General features: G+C 61.0%; 17 protein-coding genes. 7 read left to right on the forward strand and 10 right to left on the reverse strand.

The window, feature by feature from the left end:
• Positions 1–9 precede the first annotated feature (9 nt).
• Entirely contained in the window at positions 10–738 is a 729-nt protein-coding gene (locus tag AC3WP7_RS09930) for a TraX family protein (protein WP_093120754.1), read from the reverse strand.
• A 90-nt stretch (positions 739–828) separates the two neighbouring features.
• On the opposite strand from AC3WP7_RS09930, the gene AC3WP7_RS09935 reads away from it, so the two are divergent.
• Both AC3WP7_RS09935 and AC3WP7_RS09940 read left to right on the forward strand, forming a co-directional pair.
• Entirely contained in the window at positions 829–1,869 is a 1,041-nt protein-coding gene (locus AC3WP7_RS09935) for a threonine aldolase family protein (RefSeq protein ID WP_092242160.1), read from the forward strand.
• A gap of 176 nt (positions 1,870–2,045) precedes the next feature.
• Positions 2,046–2,243, forward strand: a complete 198-nt coding sequence (locus AC3WP7_RS09940) for a hypothetical protein (RefSeq protein WP_092242156.1) — start codon at positions 2,046–2,048, stop codon at positions 2,241–2,243.
• A 57-nt stretch (positions 2,244–2,300) separates the two neighbouring features.
• Here AC3WP7_RS09940 and gbcB read toward each other — a convergent pair whose 3' ends face one another.
• Entirely contained in the window at positions 2,301–3,401 is a 1,101-nt protein-coding gene (gene gbcB / locus AC3WP7_RS09945; RefSeq protein ID WP_092242153.1) for a glycine betaine monooxygenase reductase subunit, read from the reverse strand.
• A gap of 281 nt (positions 3,402–3,682) precedes the next feature.
• Between gbcB and gbca the strand changes: the two genes are divergently transcribed.
• The gene (gene gbca, locus AC3WP7_RS09950) at positions 3,683–4,978 is read left to right on the forward strand and encodes a glycine betaine monooxygenase oxygenase subunit (protein WP_071490295.1); all 1,296 of its coding nucleotides are present in this window, start codon (positions 3,683–3,685) and stop codon (positions 4,976–4,978) included.
• A gap of 659 nt (positions 4,979–5,637) precedes the next feature.
• Here gbca and etfB read toward each other — a convergent pair.
• The 6 genes from etfB to AC3WP7_RS09980 all read right to left on the reverse strand — a co-directional run bounded on the left by etfB (position 5,638) and on the right by AC3WP7_RS09980 (position 13,413).
• A complete protein-coding gene (gene etfB, locus AC3WP7_RS09955; protein WP_093120748.1) occupies positions 5,638–6,408 on the reverse strand; it encodes an electron transfer flavoprotein subunit beta in 771 nt (256 codons plus the stop codon).
• A gap of 10 nt (positions 6,409–6,418) precedes the next feature.
• Positions 6,419–7,639 (reverse strand): electron transfer flavoprotein subunit alpha, encoded by a 1,221-nt coding sequence (etfA, locus tag AC3WP7_RS09960; protein ID WP_092242147.1) that lies wholly within the window; start codon positions 7,637–7,639, stop codon positions 6,419–6,421.
• Positions 7,639–9,582 (reverse strand): dimethylglycine demethylation protein DgcB, encoded by a 1,944-nt coding sequence (gene dgcB, locus AC3WP7_RS09965; protein ID WP_071490298.1) that lies wholly within the window; start codon positions 9,580–9,582, stop codon positions 7,639–7,641. The genes etfA and dgcB overlap by 1 nt, the downstream gene beginning before the upstream one ends.
• A 171-nt stretch (positions 9,583–9,753) precedes the next feature.
• Positions 9,754–11,814 (reverse strand): dimethylglycine demethylation protein DgcA, encoded by a 2,061-nt coding sequence (gene dgcA / locus AC3WP7_RS09970; protein ID WP_071490299.1) that lies wholly within the window; start codon positions 11,812–11,814, stop codon positions 9,754–9,756.
• A 15-nt stretch (positions 11,815–11,829) separates the two neighbouring features.
• On the reverse strand, positions 11,830–12,360 hold the full coding sequence (locus AC3WP7_RS09975) for a DUF5943 domain-containing protein (protein WP_008083165.1): 531 nt from the start codon (positions 12,358–12,360) through the stop codon (positions 11,830–11,832).
• Positions 12,361–12,435: 75 nt separating this feature from the next.
• Positions 12,436–13,413 carry a dipeptidase gene (locus AC3WP7_RS09980; protein ID WP_010207105.1) on the reverse strand — a complete coding sequence of 326 codons (978 nt, stop codon included), beginning with the start codon at positions 13,411–13,413 and terminating at the stop codon, positions 12,436–12,438.
• Positions 13,414–13,632: 219 nt separating this feature from the next.
• Between AC3WP7_RS09980 and AC3WP7_RS09985 the strand changes: the two genes are divergently transcribed.
• Both AC3WP7_RS09985 and AC3WP7_RS09990 read left to right on the forward strand, forming a co-directional pair.
• Complete coding sequence (locus AC3WP7_RS09985) at positions 13,633–14,034, forward strand: lysozyme inhibitor LprI family protein (protein ID WP_071494402.1); 402 nt, start codon at positions 13,633–13,635, stop codon at positions 14,032–14,034.
• A 41-nt stretch (positions 14,035–14,075) separates the two neighbouring features.
• The gene (locus tag AC3WP7_RS09990) at positions 14,076–14,492 is read left to right on the forward strand and encodes a DUF3010 family protein (protein ID WP_093120741.1); all 417 of its coding nucleotides are present in this window, start codon (positions 14,076–14,078) and stop codon (positions 14,490–14,492) included.
• A 109-nt stretch (positions 14,493–14,601) separates the two neighbouring features.
• Here AC3WP7_RS09990 and AC3WP7_RS09995 read toward each other — a convergent pair whose 3' ends face one another.
• Together AC3WP7_RS09995 and AC3WP7_RS10000 are read right to left on the reverse strand one after the other, a co-directional pair.
• Positions 14,602–15,768, reverse strand: a complete 1,167-nt coding sequence (locus AC3WP7_RS09995; protein WP_093514143.1) for an AAA family ATPase — start codon at positions 15,766–15,768, stop codon at positions 14,602–14,604.
• A 68-nt stretch (positions 15,769–15,836) separates the two neighbouring features.
• Positions 15,837–16,781, reverse strand: coding sequence for a GlxA family transcriptional regulator (locus AC3WP7_RS10000; protein WP_093514142.1), 945 nt, complete (start codon positions 16,779–16,781; stop codon positions 15,837–15,839).
• 193 nt (positions 16,782–16,974) lie between these two features.
• Here AC3WP7_RS10000 and AC3WP7_RS10005 point away from each other — a divergent pair, with 193 nt between their 5' ends.
• Positions 16,975–17,919 (forward strand): choline ABC transporter substrate-binding protein, encoded by a 945-nt coding sequence (locus AC3WP7_RS10005; RefSeq protein WP_092242128.1) that lies wholly within the window; start codon positions 16,975–16,977, stop codon positions 17,917–17,919.
• Between the two features lie 78 nt (positions 17,920–17,997).
• A complete protein-coding gene (gene cdhC / locus AC3WP7_RS10010) occupies positions 17,998–18,885 on the forward strand; it encodes a 3-dehydrocarnitine:acetyl-CoA trimethylamine transferase CdhC (RefSeq protein ID WP_092242127.1) in 888 nt (295 codons plus the stop codon).
• Positions 18,886–18,923 lie beyond the last annotated feature (38 nt).

Consider the following 18,923-nt stretch of genomic DNA (forward strand, 5'->3'; position numbering starts at 1 on the left):
CTTGCGCGGTCAAGCAATCAGCTGTCGAACGGCAAGCAACACTATAAAATGCGCAGGGTAAAGGCTATACGCCCAGCGCCGCATGGCGGGTGGCGCGGCGTTTTTGGCATGTCGCAGCAGGACCAAGCCGAGCAGTGGCGCGATCATGCACACCGTCAGTCCCGACAGCGCCAAAAACGTACCGCTGTTGAGCAGGGCCTGCCATTGATTGGCTGCTACGCAGATCGCGCCCGGCAAGACGCTGAAATACCAGGGGCGACTGAAGACCAGCAACATCGCCAACGGCAGTAATACACCGAAAAAGCCGAACATCAAGTGCGCGGAAAAAACGGTCGCAATCGTGATGGCGATCAACGCCAATCCTCGATCAAAAAACGTCTTCTGCTGCCATCCTCTGGCAACCAGCAAACCCAGCGCCAGGGTTGGCAACACATTCAATGTATCGGCATCGTCGATAAACATCCGGTACGGCACTTCGCTGATCACACTGAACAGCAGTAGCCATCCCAGGTAACGCCACTGGCGCGTCACCGGCGTGCCTGCGACCCGATGCAGGTTGGCCGCAATTGCCAGGCAAAACCACGGAAACGCCAGGCGCCCCGGCACATACAGGCCATCCAGGCTTAAACCGACATAGCGCAGGTGGTCCAGCACCATACTCAACAGCGCCAGCCACTTGAGCAGATCCAGAGCGCCATCGCGGACACGTCCGACAGGCATCGTTCCAGTACCGTGCATAATTCCCCAGTGACTTTGCATTTACAGTGCGTGCGCACCCGCGACAATCTTGGTTACAGTGCGCACCAACATCGACCACAGGAATGGGCCATGACCGACAAGAGCCAACAATTCGCCAGTGACAACTATTCCGGCATCTGCCCGGAAGCCTGGGCCGCCATGGAACAAGCCAACCAGGGTCATCAACGCGCCTATGGCGATGATGAATGGACCCACCGCGCCGCCGACGGTTTCCGCAACTTGTTCGAAACCGACTGCGAAGTGTTCTTCGCCTTCAACGGTACTGCCGCCAACTCGCTTGCGCTGTCTTCGCTGTGCCAGAGCTACCATAGCGTGATTTGCTCGGAAACCGCCCACGTCGAAACCGACGAATGCGGCGCGCCGGAGTTTTTCTCCAACGGCTCCAAGCTGCTCACCGCCCGCACCGAAAACGGCAAGTTGACCCCGGAGTCGATCCGCGAGATCGCCCTCAAGCGCCAGGACATCCACTACCCCAAGCCACGCGTGGTCACCCTGACCCAAGCCACGGAAGTCGGCAGCGTGTACACCCCGGAAGAAATCCGCGCCATCAGCGCCACCTGCAAAGAGCTGGGCCTGAACCTGCACATGGACGGCGCACGCTTCTCCAACGCCTGCGCGTTCCTCGGCTGCTCGCCCGCCGACCTGACCTGGAAAGCCGGTGTGGACGTGCTGTGCTTTGGCGGCACCAAGAACGGCATGGCCGTGGGCGAAGCGATCCTGTTCTTCAACCACAAGCTGGCCGAAGACTTCGACTACCGCTGCAAACAGGCCGGGCAGCTGGCGTCGAAAATGCGCTTTCTTTCGGCCCCGTGGGTAGGTCTGTTGGAAAACGACGCCTGGCTCAAACACGCACGCCATGCCAACCACTGCGCGCAGCTGCTGAGCAGCCTGGTGGCGGATATTCCCGGTGTGGAGTTGATGTTCCCGGTGCAGGCCAACGGCGTGTTCCTGCAACTCTCGGAGCCGGCCATCGCAGCGCTGACGGCCAAGGGCTGGCGTTTCTATACCTTCATCGGCAAAGGCGGCGCGCGTTTTATGTGTGCGTGGGATACCGAGGAAGAGCGTGTAAGAGAATTGGCGGCGGATATTCGGAAAGTGATGGGGGCCTGAGACTACGGGCCTTCCAGCCCGTTTTCAGAGACTGTTTGTACGTATTTCTGACAGTATCTATCTAGCCCCTGCCCTGGATAAGATCTCGTCACCCCGAACCAATGGACGCGTTGTTTCGGGGCTGACTGCCTGCCGAATAGTCGGCTGGAAATGGATATCCCACAGAGGGCAACATCATGGAAATTCAATGCTACACGACTGCTTCTCAGCTTCAATCCGACACCAACGCCACCCTCGTCGGCCTGGACGACCTGAGGAAACTGGCGAACGTTGGTGACGCTATCATCGAGCCTTCAAGGCACTTTACCGTCACGGGTAAAGAGTTCGAAATGACAGCATCGGGTGCGTATCTCATCAACCTGTTTGTGCGTTAAGCACTGACTGTGGGAGGGGGTTCTACACCCCTCCCACATTTAGAGCGGCTTCGTTAGTCAGAACTCGATACGCACATCACCCTTCGGCACGCTGCAGCACGACAGGATGTAACCCTCGGCTTCATCTTCCTCGGTAATCCCGCCGTTGTGGTCCATCTCGACCTCGCCACCCAGCTTCATCACCTTGCACGTACCACAGATGCCCATGCCGCAGGCTTTCGGGATCAGCAATCCAAGCTTCGCAGCAGCGGCGTGGACAGTTTCGCCAGGGGCCACGCGAATACTTTTGCCCGACGCAATGAACTCCACCTGATGCAGATCCGCCAAGTCGATTTCCGGCGCGTCGGCGGCCTGTTCGGCTTGTTCTACCGCATCCGCACGGGCCTCCGGCGGCGTGGCGCCAAAGGACTCCTCGTGATACCGCGTCATGTCGAAACCCGCCACTTCCAGCAGGCGCTTCACCGCATTCATATACGGTGTAGGCCCGCAACAGAACACTTCGCGCTCGAGGAAGTCCGGCACCATCAGTTCGAGCATCTTGTGGTTCAGGTAACCGCGATAACCGGCCCATGGCTCGCCCAGCCCATGCTTCTCGCAAATCAGGTGCAGGCTGAAGTTGTCGATCCGCGACGCCATGTGCTCCAGCTCGCGGTGGTAGATGATGTCTTTCGGCGAGCGGGCGCTGTGGATAAACGTCATGTCGACGTTGGCGTTGGTGTCGTAGAACCAACGGGCCATGGACATCACCGGCGTGATGCCGACGCCGCCGCTGAGGTACAGCACCTTCGGGCTCGGATAGTCGATGGCATTGAACAGGCCTACCGGCCCGTGCACCGCCAGTTCCTGGCCCTCGTGCAACGTGTCGTGCAGCCAGTTGGAAACCTTGCCGCCCGGCACGCGCTTGATGGTCACCGAGAAGCTGTACGGCACCGACGGCGAGCTGGAAATGGTGTAGGAACGCATGATCGGCTGGCCTTCGATCTCCAGTTCCAGGGTGACGAATTGCCCTGGCTTGAAGAAGAACAGGATCGGCTGATCAGCCATGAAGCAGAAGGTGCGTACGTCCCAGGTTTCCTGGATGACTTTGACGCACCGGACAATGTGCCGACCATTGGCCCAGGTCTGGGTGGTTACCGGATTCAGGAAATTATTGGACATGTTGTTCTCCACCGCCGACGTCGGCCTTATGGTGGCGATTCTGCGTAACGCCGGAACCGCCCATTTACCTATCTGCGACATTCACATACTTATCGCGACCAGCCCCCAACGACCTAGGGTTGCGCGTCGGGAACAGATTGGGCCATGTCGCCCATGGATAAGGTTCTGACGTTGCGCGGCCCCACACTCGCTCCCAACAACGACGCTTTCTTTATGCCTTGCGTAGTACAACCGTAGCCACTATTCGCCGGCCACACAGAATGGCCATGAGGACACACACGATGGACGTCACCGCAACCTTAAGCTTGGGCGATCCGCTGGAACCCGCACGCAAGGCCACCGCGCAGATGCTGCAAGAGCGCGAGCGCACTTTCTCGCTGCCACAGCCGTTCTACTCTGATGAGCGGCTGTTTGATATCGACATGCAGGAGATCTTCCAGAAAGAGTGGTTGATCGCCGGCATGACCTGCGAGATCCCCACCAAGGGCAACTACCTGACCCTGCAAGTGGGCAAGAACCCGATCATCGTGATCCGTGGCGCCGAAGGCGTGGTGCACGCGTTCCACAACGTGTGCCGCCACCGTGGCTCGCGCTTGTGCACCAGCGACAAGGGCAAGGTCGCCAAACTCGTGTGCCACTACCACCAGTGGACCTACGAGCTGGACGGCCGCCTGCTGTTCGCCGGCACCGAGATGGGCGCCGACTTTGACATGAAGCAGTACGGCCTCAAGCCAGTGAACGTGAAGACCGCCGGCGGCTACATCTTCATCAGCCTGGCCGAGAACCCGCCAGCCATCGACGACTTCCTGTCGACGCTGAACCACTACATGGAACCCTACGACATGGAGAACACCAAGGTGGCGGTGCAAACCACCTTGATGGAAAAAGCCAACTGGAAGCTGGTGCTGGAAAACAACCGCGAGTGCTACCACTGCAACGCGTCGCACCCGGAACTGCTGAAAACCCTGCTGGAATGGGACGACGTCACCGATCCGCGCGCCGACCAGGCGTTCAAGGACCATGTAGCCGCCTCCGCCGCCGCCTGGGATGCCGAGAAGATCCCTTACGCCCACGCCAGCTTCGGCTTGCGTAACCGTATCGTGCGCATGCCGCTGCTCAAAGGCACCGTGTCGATGACCATGGACGGCAAGCAGGGCTGCGCCAAACTCATGGGCCGCATCAAGAACCCGGACCTGGGCTCGATGCGCATCCTGCACCTGCCCCACTCCTGGAACCACTGCATGGGCGACCACATCATCGTGTTCACTGTGTGGCCGATCAGCGCCCAGGAAACCATGGTCACCACCAAGTGGCTGGTGCACAAAGACGCCGTGGAAGGTGTTGACTACGATGTGGCACGCATGCGCGAAGTGTGGGACGCCACCAACGACCAGGATCGTCGCCTGGCCGAAGAGAACCAGCGCGGGATCAACTCCACCGCTTACCAGCCTGGCCCGTACTCCAAGACCTATGAGTTCGGCGTGGTGAACTTCGTGGACTGGTATAGCGAGCGCATGCTGCACAACCTTGGGGCCGCTCCGGCGCCCTACCTCAAGGGTGTTGCCGCTCACGAATGACACGTTGGTCCGGGGGGCTGAATTGTGCAAAAAACATTCAACCCCCTGCTTCCCCTTGTTTCCCCTGCCCTCCAGACTTTGCCCAACAACTTATCCACAGAGCCACCCACAGCAATTGTGGACAAGCGCCGCACCAGCCTGAAATTAAGTGAATAAAATCCGTGACTTATTCAAACCAGTGAGTCTGGCCCGGCTTTGTTCGTTTTTTGAACAACCTACTGAAAGCCATGATTTACGTGGCTTGTAGCAGTACACGAACACCTTATCCACAGATGCACCAACAGACTTTGGGGGCAACTCCGATCACGCTGTGGAAAACCACCTCAAAGCTTCACGAATCTAGGCTTTCAGGCGTCTCAGCTGAGAAACCGCTTACATCGATCAGATTTTGATCAACTCCATGCAGGCCTTTATTAATAAGGTCCTCAGCCGAGAGCGAACACGTTATCCACAGAAGCACCAACAGACTATGGGGGCAAGTCGGTTCAGCGAAATACACCGACGCAGCGAAAAACCCCATCAAAAACCTTCAGTTAGCTTGGTTATTTTTCGTACATGGGACTCTAGGGCTTGATTCATAAGGGGTGTGGACAACCGCGAACAGGTTATCCACAGACAGGTCAACAGGGATTGTGGGTAAACACAGTCCCTGTTCACGTTCAGCGAACCACACCTTCCTCAACCAATAGCTTGAGGATCGCCTGGGCGCCCTCTTCCGGGCTCACACCCTTGAGCACTTGCCCACCGCCACCACTGGCCTTGGCCGTGGCGGCTTTCATCCGGTCAGCGCCGCTCTTGGCCTTGATCACCTTGAGACGCTTGGGCCGTGGCTTGGCCGGCTGCAACACCGCCGCATGGAACAGCTCATCCTCTTCAATCTGGACTTCATGGGCCGCCAACTCACCGCGTTGCGCCGGGCCGTAGGCGCTTTGCCGTGGCTTGGGCGCAGCGTTATCCACCGTCGCCAGGAACGGCAGGCGCACCTTCAAGCGCCGCCGCTGACCACGGGGCAAGGCTTGCAGCACATGGGCCACACCGCCGTCGATGGACTCCACCTGCGCCAGCCCCACGATCAGCGGCCAACCCAGTTGCTCGGCCAGCAGGAACGGCAGCATGCCCGAGCCTTCACCGGTTTCGGCCTGGCTGCCGGCGAGCACCACTTGGGCACCCGCATCGCGCAGGTACTCGCTGAGCACCGGCAACGCATCGCTACCCGCCGGTTGCTCCAGCACATGCAATTGCGGCAGGCCCATGCCCAGGTAGCTGCGCAGGGTCGGTTCGGCGATGTTGCCGGCGTGCAGCACCTGCAACTTATCCCCAGCCATTTGCAGGCCCAGCTCCACGGCTCGCGCATCCTGCTCGGCACGGCGCGGGCGCCCGGAAGTCGGGTGGGCGCCGATGGACACCAGGCTGATTACATTCGTCGTCATGGTCGTATCCTCATGCTGCATCGCGCTTGGCGCCATTGCGGTAGGCTTCGACCGCCGCGATCAAGGCTTGCAGTATTGCGGCGCTTTCGCCGATCACCGACAGGTCGGCCCGCTTGATCATGTCGCAGCCCGGGTCGAGGTTGATCGCCACCACTTTGTCGCAGGCGCCGATGCCTTGCAGGTGCTGGATCGCACCGGAAATACCCACGGCCACGTAGACCCGCGCCGTGACCCAGGTGCCGCTGGCACCGACCTGGCGATCACGCGCCATGAAGCCATCGTCCACCGCCACCCGCGAGGCGCCTTCGGTGGCGCCCAGGGCGGCGGCGGTCTGGTGGAACAGCGCCCAGTCCTTCACGCCGTTGCCGCCGGAGAAAATGAATTCCGCTTCGGCCATGGGAATCGCCGCCGGGTCCACCGCCACCGCGCCGAGGTCTTCGATGCGTGGCAGGCTGCGCGCCAGGGCTGTGGATAACTCCACTGGCAGCACTTCGTGACGGGTTTCGCTGACCGGATCGGCACATTCGGCAGCCGCCAGGACCAGGCGCGGCAGTGGCCGGGCCAAGTCTTCCTGGCCGGCACCGGCGCGGCCGATGCACTCGTCGCCCTTGATCTGCCACACCCGCGTGGCCGGGCGCTCCTTGAGGCTGGCGGCAAAGCGTCGACCCAACTCGCCACCGCCGCTGCGGCTGTCCGGCAGCAGCCAGTGTCGCGGGTTGAACTGGTTATCCACAGCCCGCAGGCCCTGGACGCGTTGCTCCGGTGAATAACCGTCGAATGCGTGGCCCTCCAGCACCAGCAAACGGTCGACACCCGCCGTGGCAAACGCACTTTCCTTGTGCTCACCAAACACCACCGCCAGCACCGCGCCGTCGCTGCCGGCCAGTTGTCGCGCCAGGCCAAGCAGGTCGCGATCGTGGCTGCTCAAGCGGCCGCCAACCATGTCCGGTACCACGTTGATGTAGAACGCGGGGGCGGCAATCTGATGCAGCGGCAATTGCACTTCTACCGCCGCCGTACGCTTGGCCGAGCCGCCCTGCTGCGCGCCGCTGCGGTCGATACGCTTGATGCCATTGGGGCCGATAAAACCGACGCCGTGCACGTTCTTGCGGATGACGCCATTGGGCCCCATCCAACTGTGCTGCACCGGTTGCATCGCCGCATGCAGCGGGTGCAGGCGGTTGCGGGCGATCCACTCGGCGCGTGGGTCGCGGCGGATAATGTCGCTCATCAGTGCACCTCCGCAGGTTCACGCTTCAATGGGGCTTTGGCAGGCGCGGCGTCTTCAAGCAGCGCGTCGGCCACCAGCTCGGCAATGTCCTTGATCAAGGGTCTTGGTTCTACAACGCCCTCAAGCATCGCCGTGCACTGTGGACAACCCACCGCCACCAGCTCGGCACCGGTTTCGCGGATGTCTTCCATGCGCATGTCCGGGATACGTTGCTTACCGGGGATGTCAGTGATTGGCGCACCGCCGCCGCCACCGCAGCAGCGTGAACGGAACCCCGAGCGTTGCATTTCCTTGACCTCAATCCCCAATGCACGCAGCACTTGGCGTGGCGCCTCGTACTCGCCGTTGTAGCGGCCGAGGTAACAAGGGTCGTGATAGGTCACGCTGTTGCCTTTGTGCTGGCCCAGGTTCAGCGCTCCCTCACCGATCAACTCGGCCATGAAGGTGCTGTGGTGCTGTACCCGGTAATTGCCGTTGAAAGCGCCGTATTCATTTTTCAGCACATGGAAACTGTGGGGGTCGCAGGTGACGATCCGCTTGAAGCTGTACTTGGCCAGGGTCTGGATATTGCGCGAAGCCAGCAGCTGGAAGGTCGCTTCATCACCCAGGCGCCGGGCGACATCACCGCTGTCGCGTTCTTCCAGGCCGAGCACGGCGAAGTCGACCTTGGCCGCTTTCAGCACTTTGACGAAGGCACGCAAAGTCCGTTGGTTACGCATGTCGAAGGCACCGTCGCCGACCCAGAACAGCACCTCGGCACTGCCTTTTTCGCTGAGCAGCGGCAGGTTCAGGTCCGCCGCCCAGTTCAGGCGACCGCCCGGTGCGAAACCACCGGGGTTGTCGGTGGCTATCAGGTTTTCCAGGACTTCGGCACCCTTGTTCGGCGTGGCGCCTTTTTCCAACGTGAGGTGGCGACGCATGTCGACGATGGCGTCCACGTGCTCGATCATCATCGGGCACTCTTCCACGCAGGCGCGGCAGGTGGTGCACGACCACAGAGTCTCGGCGTCGACCAGGCCGTTGACGATCGGCTGGTGCGGGTTGCCGCTGTGCTCGCCCACCGCTTTGCCCGGATACGGGCTGCCGGCGAACTTGGCATCGGTGCCGCCGGCCAGGCCGACGACCATGTCCTGGATCAGCTTTTTCGGGTTCAGCGGCTGGCCGGCGGCGAACGCCGGGCACGCGGCTTCACACTTGCCGCACTGCACGCAGGCGTCGAAACCGAGCAGTTGGTTCCAGGTGAAATCCTTGGGTTTCTCCACACCCAGGGGCGCAGTCTTGTCACTGAGGTCCAGCGGTTTCAAACCGGTGGAACGGCCACCGCCAAAACGCTCGGCGCGGCGGTGCCAGGCCAGGTGCAGGGCACCGGCGAAGGCGTGTTTCATCGGGCCGCCCCAGGTCATGCCGAAGAACATCTCGGACACGCCCCACAACACACCGACGCTGAGCAATGCGGCGAGCAGCCAGCCGCCGAAGTCCGCCGGCAGAATCCCAGCCACCGGCAGCGTCACCAGAAAGAAGCTCACCGAGAACGCCATCAGGCTTTTCGGCAGGCGCATCCACGGGCCTTTCGACAGGCGCGACGGCGGGTTGCGCCGACGCAGATAGACGAAGGTGGCGCCAACAAACATCAGCACCGAGGCCAACAGTAAGGCGTAACCGAGGATACGGCTTTGCAGGCCGAAACCGTGGACCAGGATCGCCAGCAAGGCCGACAGCACAAAGCCCAGCGCGGTGGCGACGTGGGTATTGGCGATGTATTTATCGCGGGCGACCACGTGGTGCAGGTCGACCATGTAGCGCTTGGGCATGGCCAGCAGGCCACCCAGCAGGTCGACTTTGGACGCGCGGCCACGGCGCCACATGTTCACCCGGCGCAGGGCGCCGAGGACGGCGAGGCCCAGGGCGGTAAACAAGAGAATAGGCAGCAAGGTGTTCAACATGGTGAAGCTCCCACAGACCGCACAGGTCTACTGTGAAACTGGCGCTGAATGTGGGAGGGGGCTTGCCCCCGATAGCAGTGGGTCAGCTACAGCTGTATCAACTGACACTCCGCCATCGGGGGCAAGCCCCCTCCCACATTTGGACCGAGTACACATTGGTTCAAGGCTGGCTCAGAAATCTTTGCACAGGCGCAGAGCGTCATAGATCGCAGCGTGGGTATTACGCTGCGCCACACAGTCACCGATGCGGAACAGCAAGTACCCATCACCCGTCTCGCTCAGGCACGGCTGCGGCTTGATCGCGAACAAGGCTTCGACGTCGATCTGGCCCTTGTTGCGCGAGCCTTCCTTGAGCGCGTAGTAGATGGCTTCGTCCGGCCGCACGCCGTTCTCTACCACTACCTGGTCGACCACCCGCTCCTCTTTGGCGCCGGTGTATTCGTTCTCCAGCACCGCCACCAGCTTGTCGCCCTCGCGGTAGACCTTTTCCAGCATCATGTCGCCGGTCATGATCACTTCCTTGGGGTACATGCTGCGGTAGTAGGTCGGGAACGACGTACCGCCGATGGCCACGCCCGGCTTGATGTCGTCGGTGACGATCTCGACCTGGCTGCCTTTGTCCGCGAGGAAATCCGCCACCGACATGCCGGTGAATTCGCAGATGGTGTCGTACACCAGCACGTTCTTGCCCGGTGCTACCTTGCCGTCGAGCACATCCCAACTGCTCACCACCAAACCTTCGGCGGCGCCCCAGTGCTCGTTCTGCTCCACATTCGGATGCCCACCCACCGCCAGCACCACCACGTCCGGACGCAGGTCCAGGATGGTGTCGGCATCCGCCGCCACGCCAAGGCGCAGGTCGACTTTCAAGCGTGCCAGCTCCAGTTGGAACCAGCGGGTGATACCCGCAATCTGGTCACGCTGCGGCGCTTTCGAAGCGGTGGTGATCTGCCCACCGATAAATTCTTTCTTCTCCAGCAGCGTCACATCATGGCCACGTTCGGCGGCCACGCGTGCAGCTTCCATCCCGGCCGGGCCGGCACCCACCACCACCACTTTGCGTTTCGGCCCGGTGGACTTCTCGATGATATGCGGCACGCCCATGTATTCACGGGACGTCGCGGCGTTCTGGATGCACAACACATCCAGGCCCTGGTACTGGCGGTCGATGCAATAGTTGGCGCCGACGCATTGCTTGATCTGGTCGATCTGGCCCATCTTGATCTTGGCGATCAGGTGCGGGTCGGCAATGTGCGCGCGGGTCATGCCGACCATGTCCACATAACCGCCTTCCAGGATGCGCGTGGCCTGATTCGGGTCCTTGATGTTCTGCGCGTGCAGCACCGGGACCTTGACCACTTCCTTGATACCGGCGGCCAGGTGCAAAAACGGCTCCGGTGGATAACTCATATTGGGGATAACGTTGGCCAGGGTGTTGTGGGTATCGCAACCCGAACCCACCACGCCGATGAAATCGAGCATGCCGGTGTCGTCGTAATACTTGGCGATCTGCTTCATGTCCTCGTGGGACAAACCATCCGGGTGGAACTCGTCACCGCACAGGCGCATGCCCACGCAGAAGTCGTCACCCACCTCGGCACGCACGGCCTTCAGCACTTCCAGGCCGAACTTCATGCGCCCTTCAAACGTGCCGCCCCACTCGTCGGTCCGCTTGTTGACCCGCGGGCTCCAGAACTGGTCGATCATGTGCTGGTGCACGGCGGACAATTCCACCCCGTCCAGGCCACCGGCCTTGGCGCGGCGTGCGGCCTGGGCGTAGTTGCCGATCACGCGCCAGATTTCTTCCGGTTCGATAGTCTTGCAGGTGGCGCGGTGCACCGGCTCACGCACGCCAGACGGCGACATCAGCGTCGGCCAGTTGAAGCCGTCCCAACGCGAGCGGCGGCCCATGTGGGTAATCTGGATCATGATCTTGGCGCCATGCTTGTGCATGGCGTCGGCCAGGTTCTGGAAGTGCGGGATGATGCGGTCGGTGGACAGGTTCACCGAGCTCCACCATTCCTGCGGGCTGTCGATGGCCACCACCGAGGAACCGCCGCAGATTGCCAGGCCGATACCGCCCTTGGCTTTCTCTTCGTAATACTTCACATAGCGGTCAGTGGTCATCCCGCCATCGGTGGCATACACCTCGGCGTGGGCGGTACTGAGCACGCGGTTGCGGATGGTCAGCTTGCCGATCTGGATCGGCTGGAACATTGCTTCGAAAGCCATGGCACGGTCCTCGGCTTACAACGGCTTGACGGTGAACAGGCCGTCATCGTGGCCCTCTTCGGAGCCTCCGTAGACTTGTTCGGCCACAGTGCGAATCTTGCTGCCTCGGGCCTCAAGAATCTGGTCCATGGCACCGGCAAACCAGCCGGTGAACATGTAGTCGACCTTGCGCCCGACCTTGCCGTACACGTAGACAAACGCCGAGTGTTCGAGCTTGACGCTGGCGGTGCCTTTGTCGAGGTCGATGTCCTGGATCTTGAACAGGCCCCAGCCACGTTGCGACAGACGCTTCATGTAGTGCTCGAACACCGCGACGCCTTCCAGGCCGTGGCATTCGGCTTCTTTCTCGCACCAGTGCCAGGCGGATTTGTAGCCGGCCTTGTAGAGGATCTCGGCATAGGCCTCGGCGCCCAGCACTTCTTCGATGCCCATGTGGTTGTTGACGAAGAAATGGCGTGGCACGTACAGCATCGGCAGGGCGTCGGAGGTCCAGACACCGGTTTCGCTGTCGACTTCGATAGGCAATTGCGGGGCGATCTTGGCCATGGAAACTTAACTCCAGAAAATTCTTGTGTAGTGCCCCGGCGCGGATGGCCGGGGAGAAGATGCGTTAGCGGTGGCTTATTCGCCCCAGACGTCCTTGAGGACGTTGACCCAGTTCTCGCCCATGATCTTGCGCACCACGCGCTCAGGGTGGCCGCGCTTGAGCAGGGTCTCGGTGAGGTTGGGGAACTCGCCCACGGTGCGGATGCCCAGCGGGTTGATGATCTTGCCGAAGCTGGTCAGGCGGCGGGCGTAGCCCTTGTCATGGGTCAGCATTTCGAAGAAATCCTGGCCATGGCCCTGGGTGAAGTCGGTGCCAATGCCGATGGCGTCTTCACCGACGATGTTCATGGTGTATTCGATGGCTTCGGCGTAGTCGTCGATGGTCGAATCGATGCCCTTGGCCAGGAACGGCGCGAACATGGTCACACCGACAAACCCCCCGTGATCGGCGATGAACTTCAGCTCTTCATCGGACTTGTTGCGCGGGTGTTCTTTAAGGCCCGACGGCAGGCAGTGGGAATAGCACACCGGCTTTTTCGATTCGAGGATGACTTCTTCGGACGTCTTGGAGCCCACGTGGGACAGGTCGCACATGATGCCGACACGGTTCATCTCGGCGACAATCTCGCGACCGAAGCCCGACAGGCCGCCGTCGCGCTCGTAGCAACCGGTGCCGACCAGGTTCTGGGTGTTGTAGCACATCTGCACCACACCGACGCCGAGCTGCTTGAAGATCTCGACGTAGCCGAGTTGGTCTTCGAAGGCATGGGCGTTCTGGAAGCCGAAGATGATGCCGGTCTTGCCCTGTTCCTTGGCTTTGCGGATGTCCGCAGTGGTTTTCACCGGGATCACCAGGTCGCTGTTCTCACGGATCAAAGTCTGGCTGGCCACGATATTGTTGATGGTGGCCTGGAACCCTTCCCACACCGACACCGTGCAGTTGGCGGCGGTGAGCCCCCCTTTGCGCATGTCCTCGAACAGGTCGCGGTTCCACTTGGCAATAATCAGCCCGTCGATAACGATGCTGTCGGCGTGCAATTCGGCTGGGCTCATCAGGCGTCCCCTTATTGGCGATTCATGCGCCGAATCGTCTGCCGGCGCTTTGGGGCCAGCATATGCCCAGGGGCCGACAGAGCCGGGTGCAAAAACGACAGGGGAATTGCCGAAAGCGTCAATCCGCGACAAAGGCTACCAAGAGAGGTCTGACTCGCGGCTGTTCTTTGTCTTACGCTTGAGCCAGAATTCGGGCATCAACTGATATGAGACGGCGCAATGAAATCGATTTTCCTGGCTTTGGCACTCATCGCAACCGGCGTTCACGCGGCTGAAGACACCGACAGCACGCCGTGCGACGGCATCGAAAACGACAAGCAAACCCTGGAATGCGCCACCTATAACAAAACCACTGCTGAACAGCTGCTCAAGGATAACTACCAGGGCCTGCTCGAACGCATGGCGTCGACCTACGGCAGCGACAAGACCAAGCTGGCGGACATTACCGCTCGTCTGAAGGATGCCCAGCAAAAGTGGGAAAAATTGCGTGACGCTGATTGCGCGGTGGACACCTTTCCGGCGGTGACCGGCACCAAGGCCTACGCGATCGCACAGAACGACTGCCTGGCGCGGATGAGTGATGAGCGGTCGGAGTTTTTGGAGTCGATTGGGCAGGAATAAGCGACAATCTCCGCCACTTTTACTCTGAACCAAGGCTATTCATGAAGACTTGCGGCATCGAAATCAAAGGCAGCGAAGCCATCATCGCCGTCGCCTCACTGGACAACCAGGCACTTGCCCACGTCATCCTGGCGACCAAGAAAATTGCCCTGGAAGACGATGACGAGGCCGCCAACGTCAAAGCCTTCGCCGCACAGGTAAAGGCATTTGTGCAGGAAAACGCCATCGAGCGTATCGCGATCAAGAAGCGCAGCAAGAAAGGCGAGTTCGCCGGTGGCCCGACCACGTTCAAGATTGAAGGGGTGTTCCAGCTGCTGGACGGGGTTGAGGTGACCTTGCTGTCGCCGCAGACCCTTAATGCGCAGAACAAGAAGCACAACTTCGAACTGCCGGCGACGCTGAACAAATACCAGCATGAAGCGTACAAAGCAGCGTGTTCGGCGCTGCTGAAGAAATAGGCCACATCATTAATCTACTGTGGGAGGGGGCTTGCCCCCGATAGCGGTGGGTCAGCCGAAGTTGTATCAACTGACAGCCTGTCATCGGGGGCAAGCCCCCTCCCACATGTCAGCGCTTGTTGCGCAGCCAGTCGCCGAAGGTTTTGTCCTCCAGGGCATACCCTCCCCGGCTCGACTTCCACACCAGTTCCTTGTCGCGCAGGGCATCGATACAGGCCTGAATCGTCTGAGTGCCCGGCACCACGTCGCTGCCCATGTCCTCCAGCGCCTTGCTGACCGCCGTTACGGTGCTGTCGGTGAACGGCGCGAAGGGTTCGTTGTTTTGCGAGCGCTCCACCATCACTTGCAGTACGGCGCGCTGGGGGATGGTGAGGTTGTTCCAGGCGCTTTCGAATTCGGTCCACACACCGGCACGCAGCAGTTCGGCACGGCTGTGCAGCAACTGGCCGAGGTTGCTGGCTTCGCCCAACTCCAGCGCCACTTCACCGATGATCGTGCGCAACATCTCGGGGCGCCGGCCTACCAGCTCAAAGGCTTCATCAATATCGGCGGCGTTGAATTGGTTGGTCTTGGCCAGGTGCGCGTTGAGGTGCGCGGTGTAGGCCTGGGTGAACTCTTTACCCAGCAGCGGGAACGGCGTGATGCTGGAGCCGAAGAACGGCTGGCTTTTACCCAGTACCAAGTGAGCCAGCTTGTCGCGATTGGAGCCGGTGAATACCAGATGCAAACCGCTGCCGTCCTCGTCACGGCCTTGGTTGAGCTGATCCCGGGCAGCCTTGAGCGCGAACATCACATTGATGCCTGAATCGCTGGTCAAAGCGTGCTGAGCCTCGTCAATCACCAGGACGACAGGTTTTTCCGCTGCGCGGTGGAGCAACTCCAAGGCCTGGGTCAACGTCGCGCCAACCGGCAATTGAGGCTTGCTGAAGTCCCAGGACAGGGTACGCAGAAAGCTCAGTTTCTCGATTCCAATGTGCTTGGCCAGCTTGCGAATGCCCTTTTCATAGGGCACCAGCGCGGCAGCAATAGCACTGGCAATCAACTCCGCGGGATCTTTCTCTTTGTCGGCCCACAGATCGACATACACGGTAAGCCAACCCCGAAGCTGGCACTCCGGGATCAGATCCTCACGCAAAAAAGTACTTTTGCCCGTACGACGCGGCGCCGCGAGAAACAGGCCAGAGGTGAAATCCTGAATGCCGGCGCCCACCAGGCCGTCAGCAATACTGCTGGCCAGGGTGGGGCGGCGGAATACAAAGCCGCTGTGCTTGGACATGGTTTTATACTCAATTATGGAAAGGACTATAAATTATAGTCGCGAGTATAATTTACTATAATTGGCCATTACACCACCTCCCGTCGCCGATCCTCCCTCGGACACTTCGCAAACCGCGCGCGATAACTGCGGGTGAAGTACGACGGCGACTCGAACCCGCACGCAATACCTACCTCCAACACGCTCATACCGCTTTGGCGTAAGAGCTGTCGGGCTTTTTCCAGGCGCAGGCCCAAGTAGAAATTGCTCGGGGTGTCGTTCAGGTGCAGGCGGAACAGCCGCTCCAACTGGCGCCGGGTGACTTTGATCGCCTCGGCCAGGGCCAAGGTGCTCAGCGGCGGCTCGGTGTGTTGCTCCATTTCGCCGATCACCTGCACCAGTTTCTTGTTGTTGATGCCGTAGCGCGTGGCGATCTGCATGCGCTGGTGGTCTTTGCGTGGGCGGATGCGGCCGAGCACGAATTGTTCGGAGACCTGGATCGCCAGTTCGGGGCCGTGGGCCTGGGCAATCAAGTCGAGCATCAGGTCGATGGAAGCGGTGCCGCCAGCGCAGGTGATGCGACGGCGGTCGATTTCGAACAGTTCCTGGGTGACCATCAGGTGCGGATAGGATTCCTTGAACGCGTCGATGGCTTCCCAGTGCAGGGTGAGGCGGTGGCCGTCGAGCAGCCCGGCTTCGGCGAGCACACAAGCGCCGGTGTCGATGGCGCCGAGGGTCACGCCATCATGGTCAAGGCGCCGTAGCCAGTGCTCCAGCGCAGGCGTGGCGAACTGCAGCGGCTCGAAGCCCGCCACCACCAATAACGTCGCGCCCTTTTTCAACGGTTCCAGCGCGGCGTCAGCGTTGACCGACATGCCATTGCTCGCCAATACCGCGCCGCCATCGGCACTCAATACATGCCAGCGGTACAGCTCGCCACGAAAGCGGTTGGCCACCCGCAGCGGTTCCAGCGCAGAGATAAAGCCGATGGCCGAGAAGCCCGGCATCAGCAGAAAGTAGAAATCCTGGGACATGGTGCGCTCTCGTAGGACGGACAGCGTGCTCACTGTGATACGCCAGTTCAACGAGCCATTCAAGAGCACAGGTCGCTGCAGTGCAAGAGCTGGTCGCCGCCGTGCGTTTTGTCGGCCCTCAAGCTGCGTAATTTGATCCCACGGCGCACAAAGACGCCGGACCCCACAATAACGACCTGCCGAGGGATCCACCATGAACCGACTGATCAGCCGCTGCGTGCTCGCACTCAGCGCCAGCGCCATCTTGAGCACGAACGTACTGGCTGCCGACGCGGCATCCTGCCAGAACGTGCGCATGGGCGTGGTGAACTGGACCGACGTAATCGCCACCAGCGCCATGACCCAAGTGTTGCTCGACGGCCTCGGCTACAAGACCAAACAGACCAGCGCCTCCCAGCAAATCATCTTCGCCGGTATCCGCGACCAGCGCCTGGACCTGTTCCTGGGCTACTGGAACCCGCTGATGACCCAGACCATCACGCCGTTCGTCGACGCCAAGCAAGTCAAGGTGCTCGACAAGCCCAGCCTGGAAGACGCCCGTGCCACCCTCGCCGTGCCTACCTACCTGGCAGACAAAGGCCTGAAAACCTTTGCCGACATCGCCAGGTTCGAGAAAGAACTGGGCGGCAAGATCTACGGCATCGAGCCAGGCTCGGGCGCCAACACCCAGATCAAGGCGATGATCGCCAAGAACCAGTTCGGCCTCGGCAAATTCCAGCTGGTCGAGTCCAGTGAAGCCGGCATGCTCGCCGCCGTCGACCGCGCCGTGCGCCGCAAGGAAGCCGTAGTGTTCTTCGGCTGGGCGCCGCACCCGATGAACGTCAACGTCGCCATGACCTACCTCACCGGCAGCGACGACGCCCTGGGGCCGAACGAAGGCATGGCCACCGTGTGGAGCGTCACCGCACCGAACTACGCCGAACAATGCCCCAACGTGCACAAACTGCTGACCAACCTGACCTTCACCGCCGCCGACGAGAGCCGGATGATGCAGCCGCTGCTGGATCACAAGGACCCTATCGAGTCCGCCAGGCAATGGCTCAAGGATCACCCGCAAGACCAGGCCCGCTGGCTGGAAGGTGTGACCACCTTCGACGGCAAACCGGCGGCGGCCAACCTGCAATTGACCAGCAAATAACCTGATTCGAATCACCGTGTCGCAGCCACTCCCGGCTGCGCACGGCACCCCTACGCCCGCTTGTAAGGAACCTGCCTCATGAACCACGACGTCATCATCACCTGCGCACTCACCGGTGCTGGCGACACGACCAGCAAAAGCCCACACGTGCCGGTCACCCCCAAACAAATCGCCGCCGCCGCCGTGGAAGCCGCCAAAGCGGGCGCGACCGTTGTGCACTGCCACGTGCGCGACCCGCACACCGGCAAGTTCAGCCGTGACGTCGCCTTGTATCGCGAAGTGATGGAGCGTATCCGCGAGGCCGACATCGACATCATCGTCAACCTCACTGCCGGCATGGGCGGCGACCTGGAGATCGGTGGCGGCGAGAACCCGATGGAATTCGGCCCCAACACCGACCTGGTCGGCCCGCTGACCCGCCTGGCCCACGTCGAAGAACTGCTGCCGGAAATCTGCACCCTGGACTGCGGCACCCTGAACTTTGGCGATGGCGACACCATTTACGTGTCCACCCCGGCACAACTGCGGGCGGGTGCCAAACGCATCCAGGAGCTGGGCGTAAAGGCCGAGCTGGAGATCTTCGACACCGGTCACCTGTGGTTCGCCAAACAGATGATCAAGGAAGGCCTGCTCGACAACCCGCTGTTCCAACTGTGCCTGGGCATCCCGTGGGGCGCCCCGGCCGACACCACCACCATGAAAGCCATGGTCGACAACCTGCCCGCCGACGCCGTGTGGGCCGGCTTTGGGATTGGCCGCATGCAAATGCCGATGGCGGCGCAAGCGGTGCTGCTGGGCGGCAACGTGCGGGTCGGTCTGGAAGACAACCTGTGGCTGGACAAGGGTGTGCTTGCGACCAACGGCCAGTTGGTGGAACGGGCCAGTGAAATCCTCAGCCGCCTCGGCGCACGGGTCATGACCCCCGCCGAAGGACGCATAAAAATGGGCCTCACCAAACGCCGCTAATCAAAAAATGTGGGAGGGGGCTTGCCCCCGATTACGGT

The organism is Pseudomonas sp. FW305-3-2-15-C-LB1 (assembly GCF_058787615.1).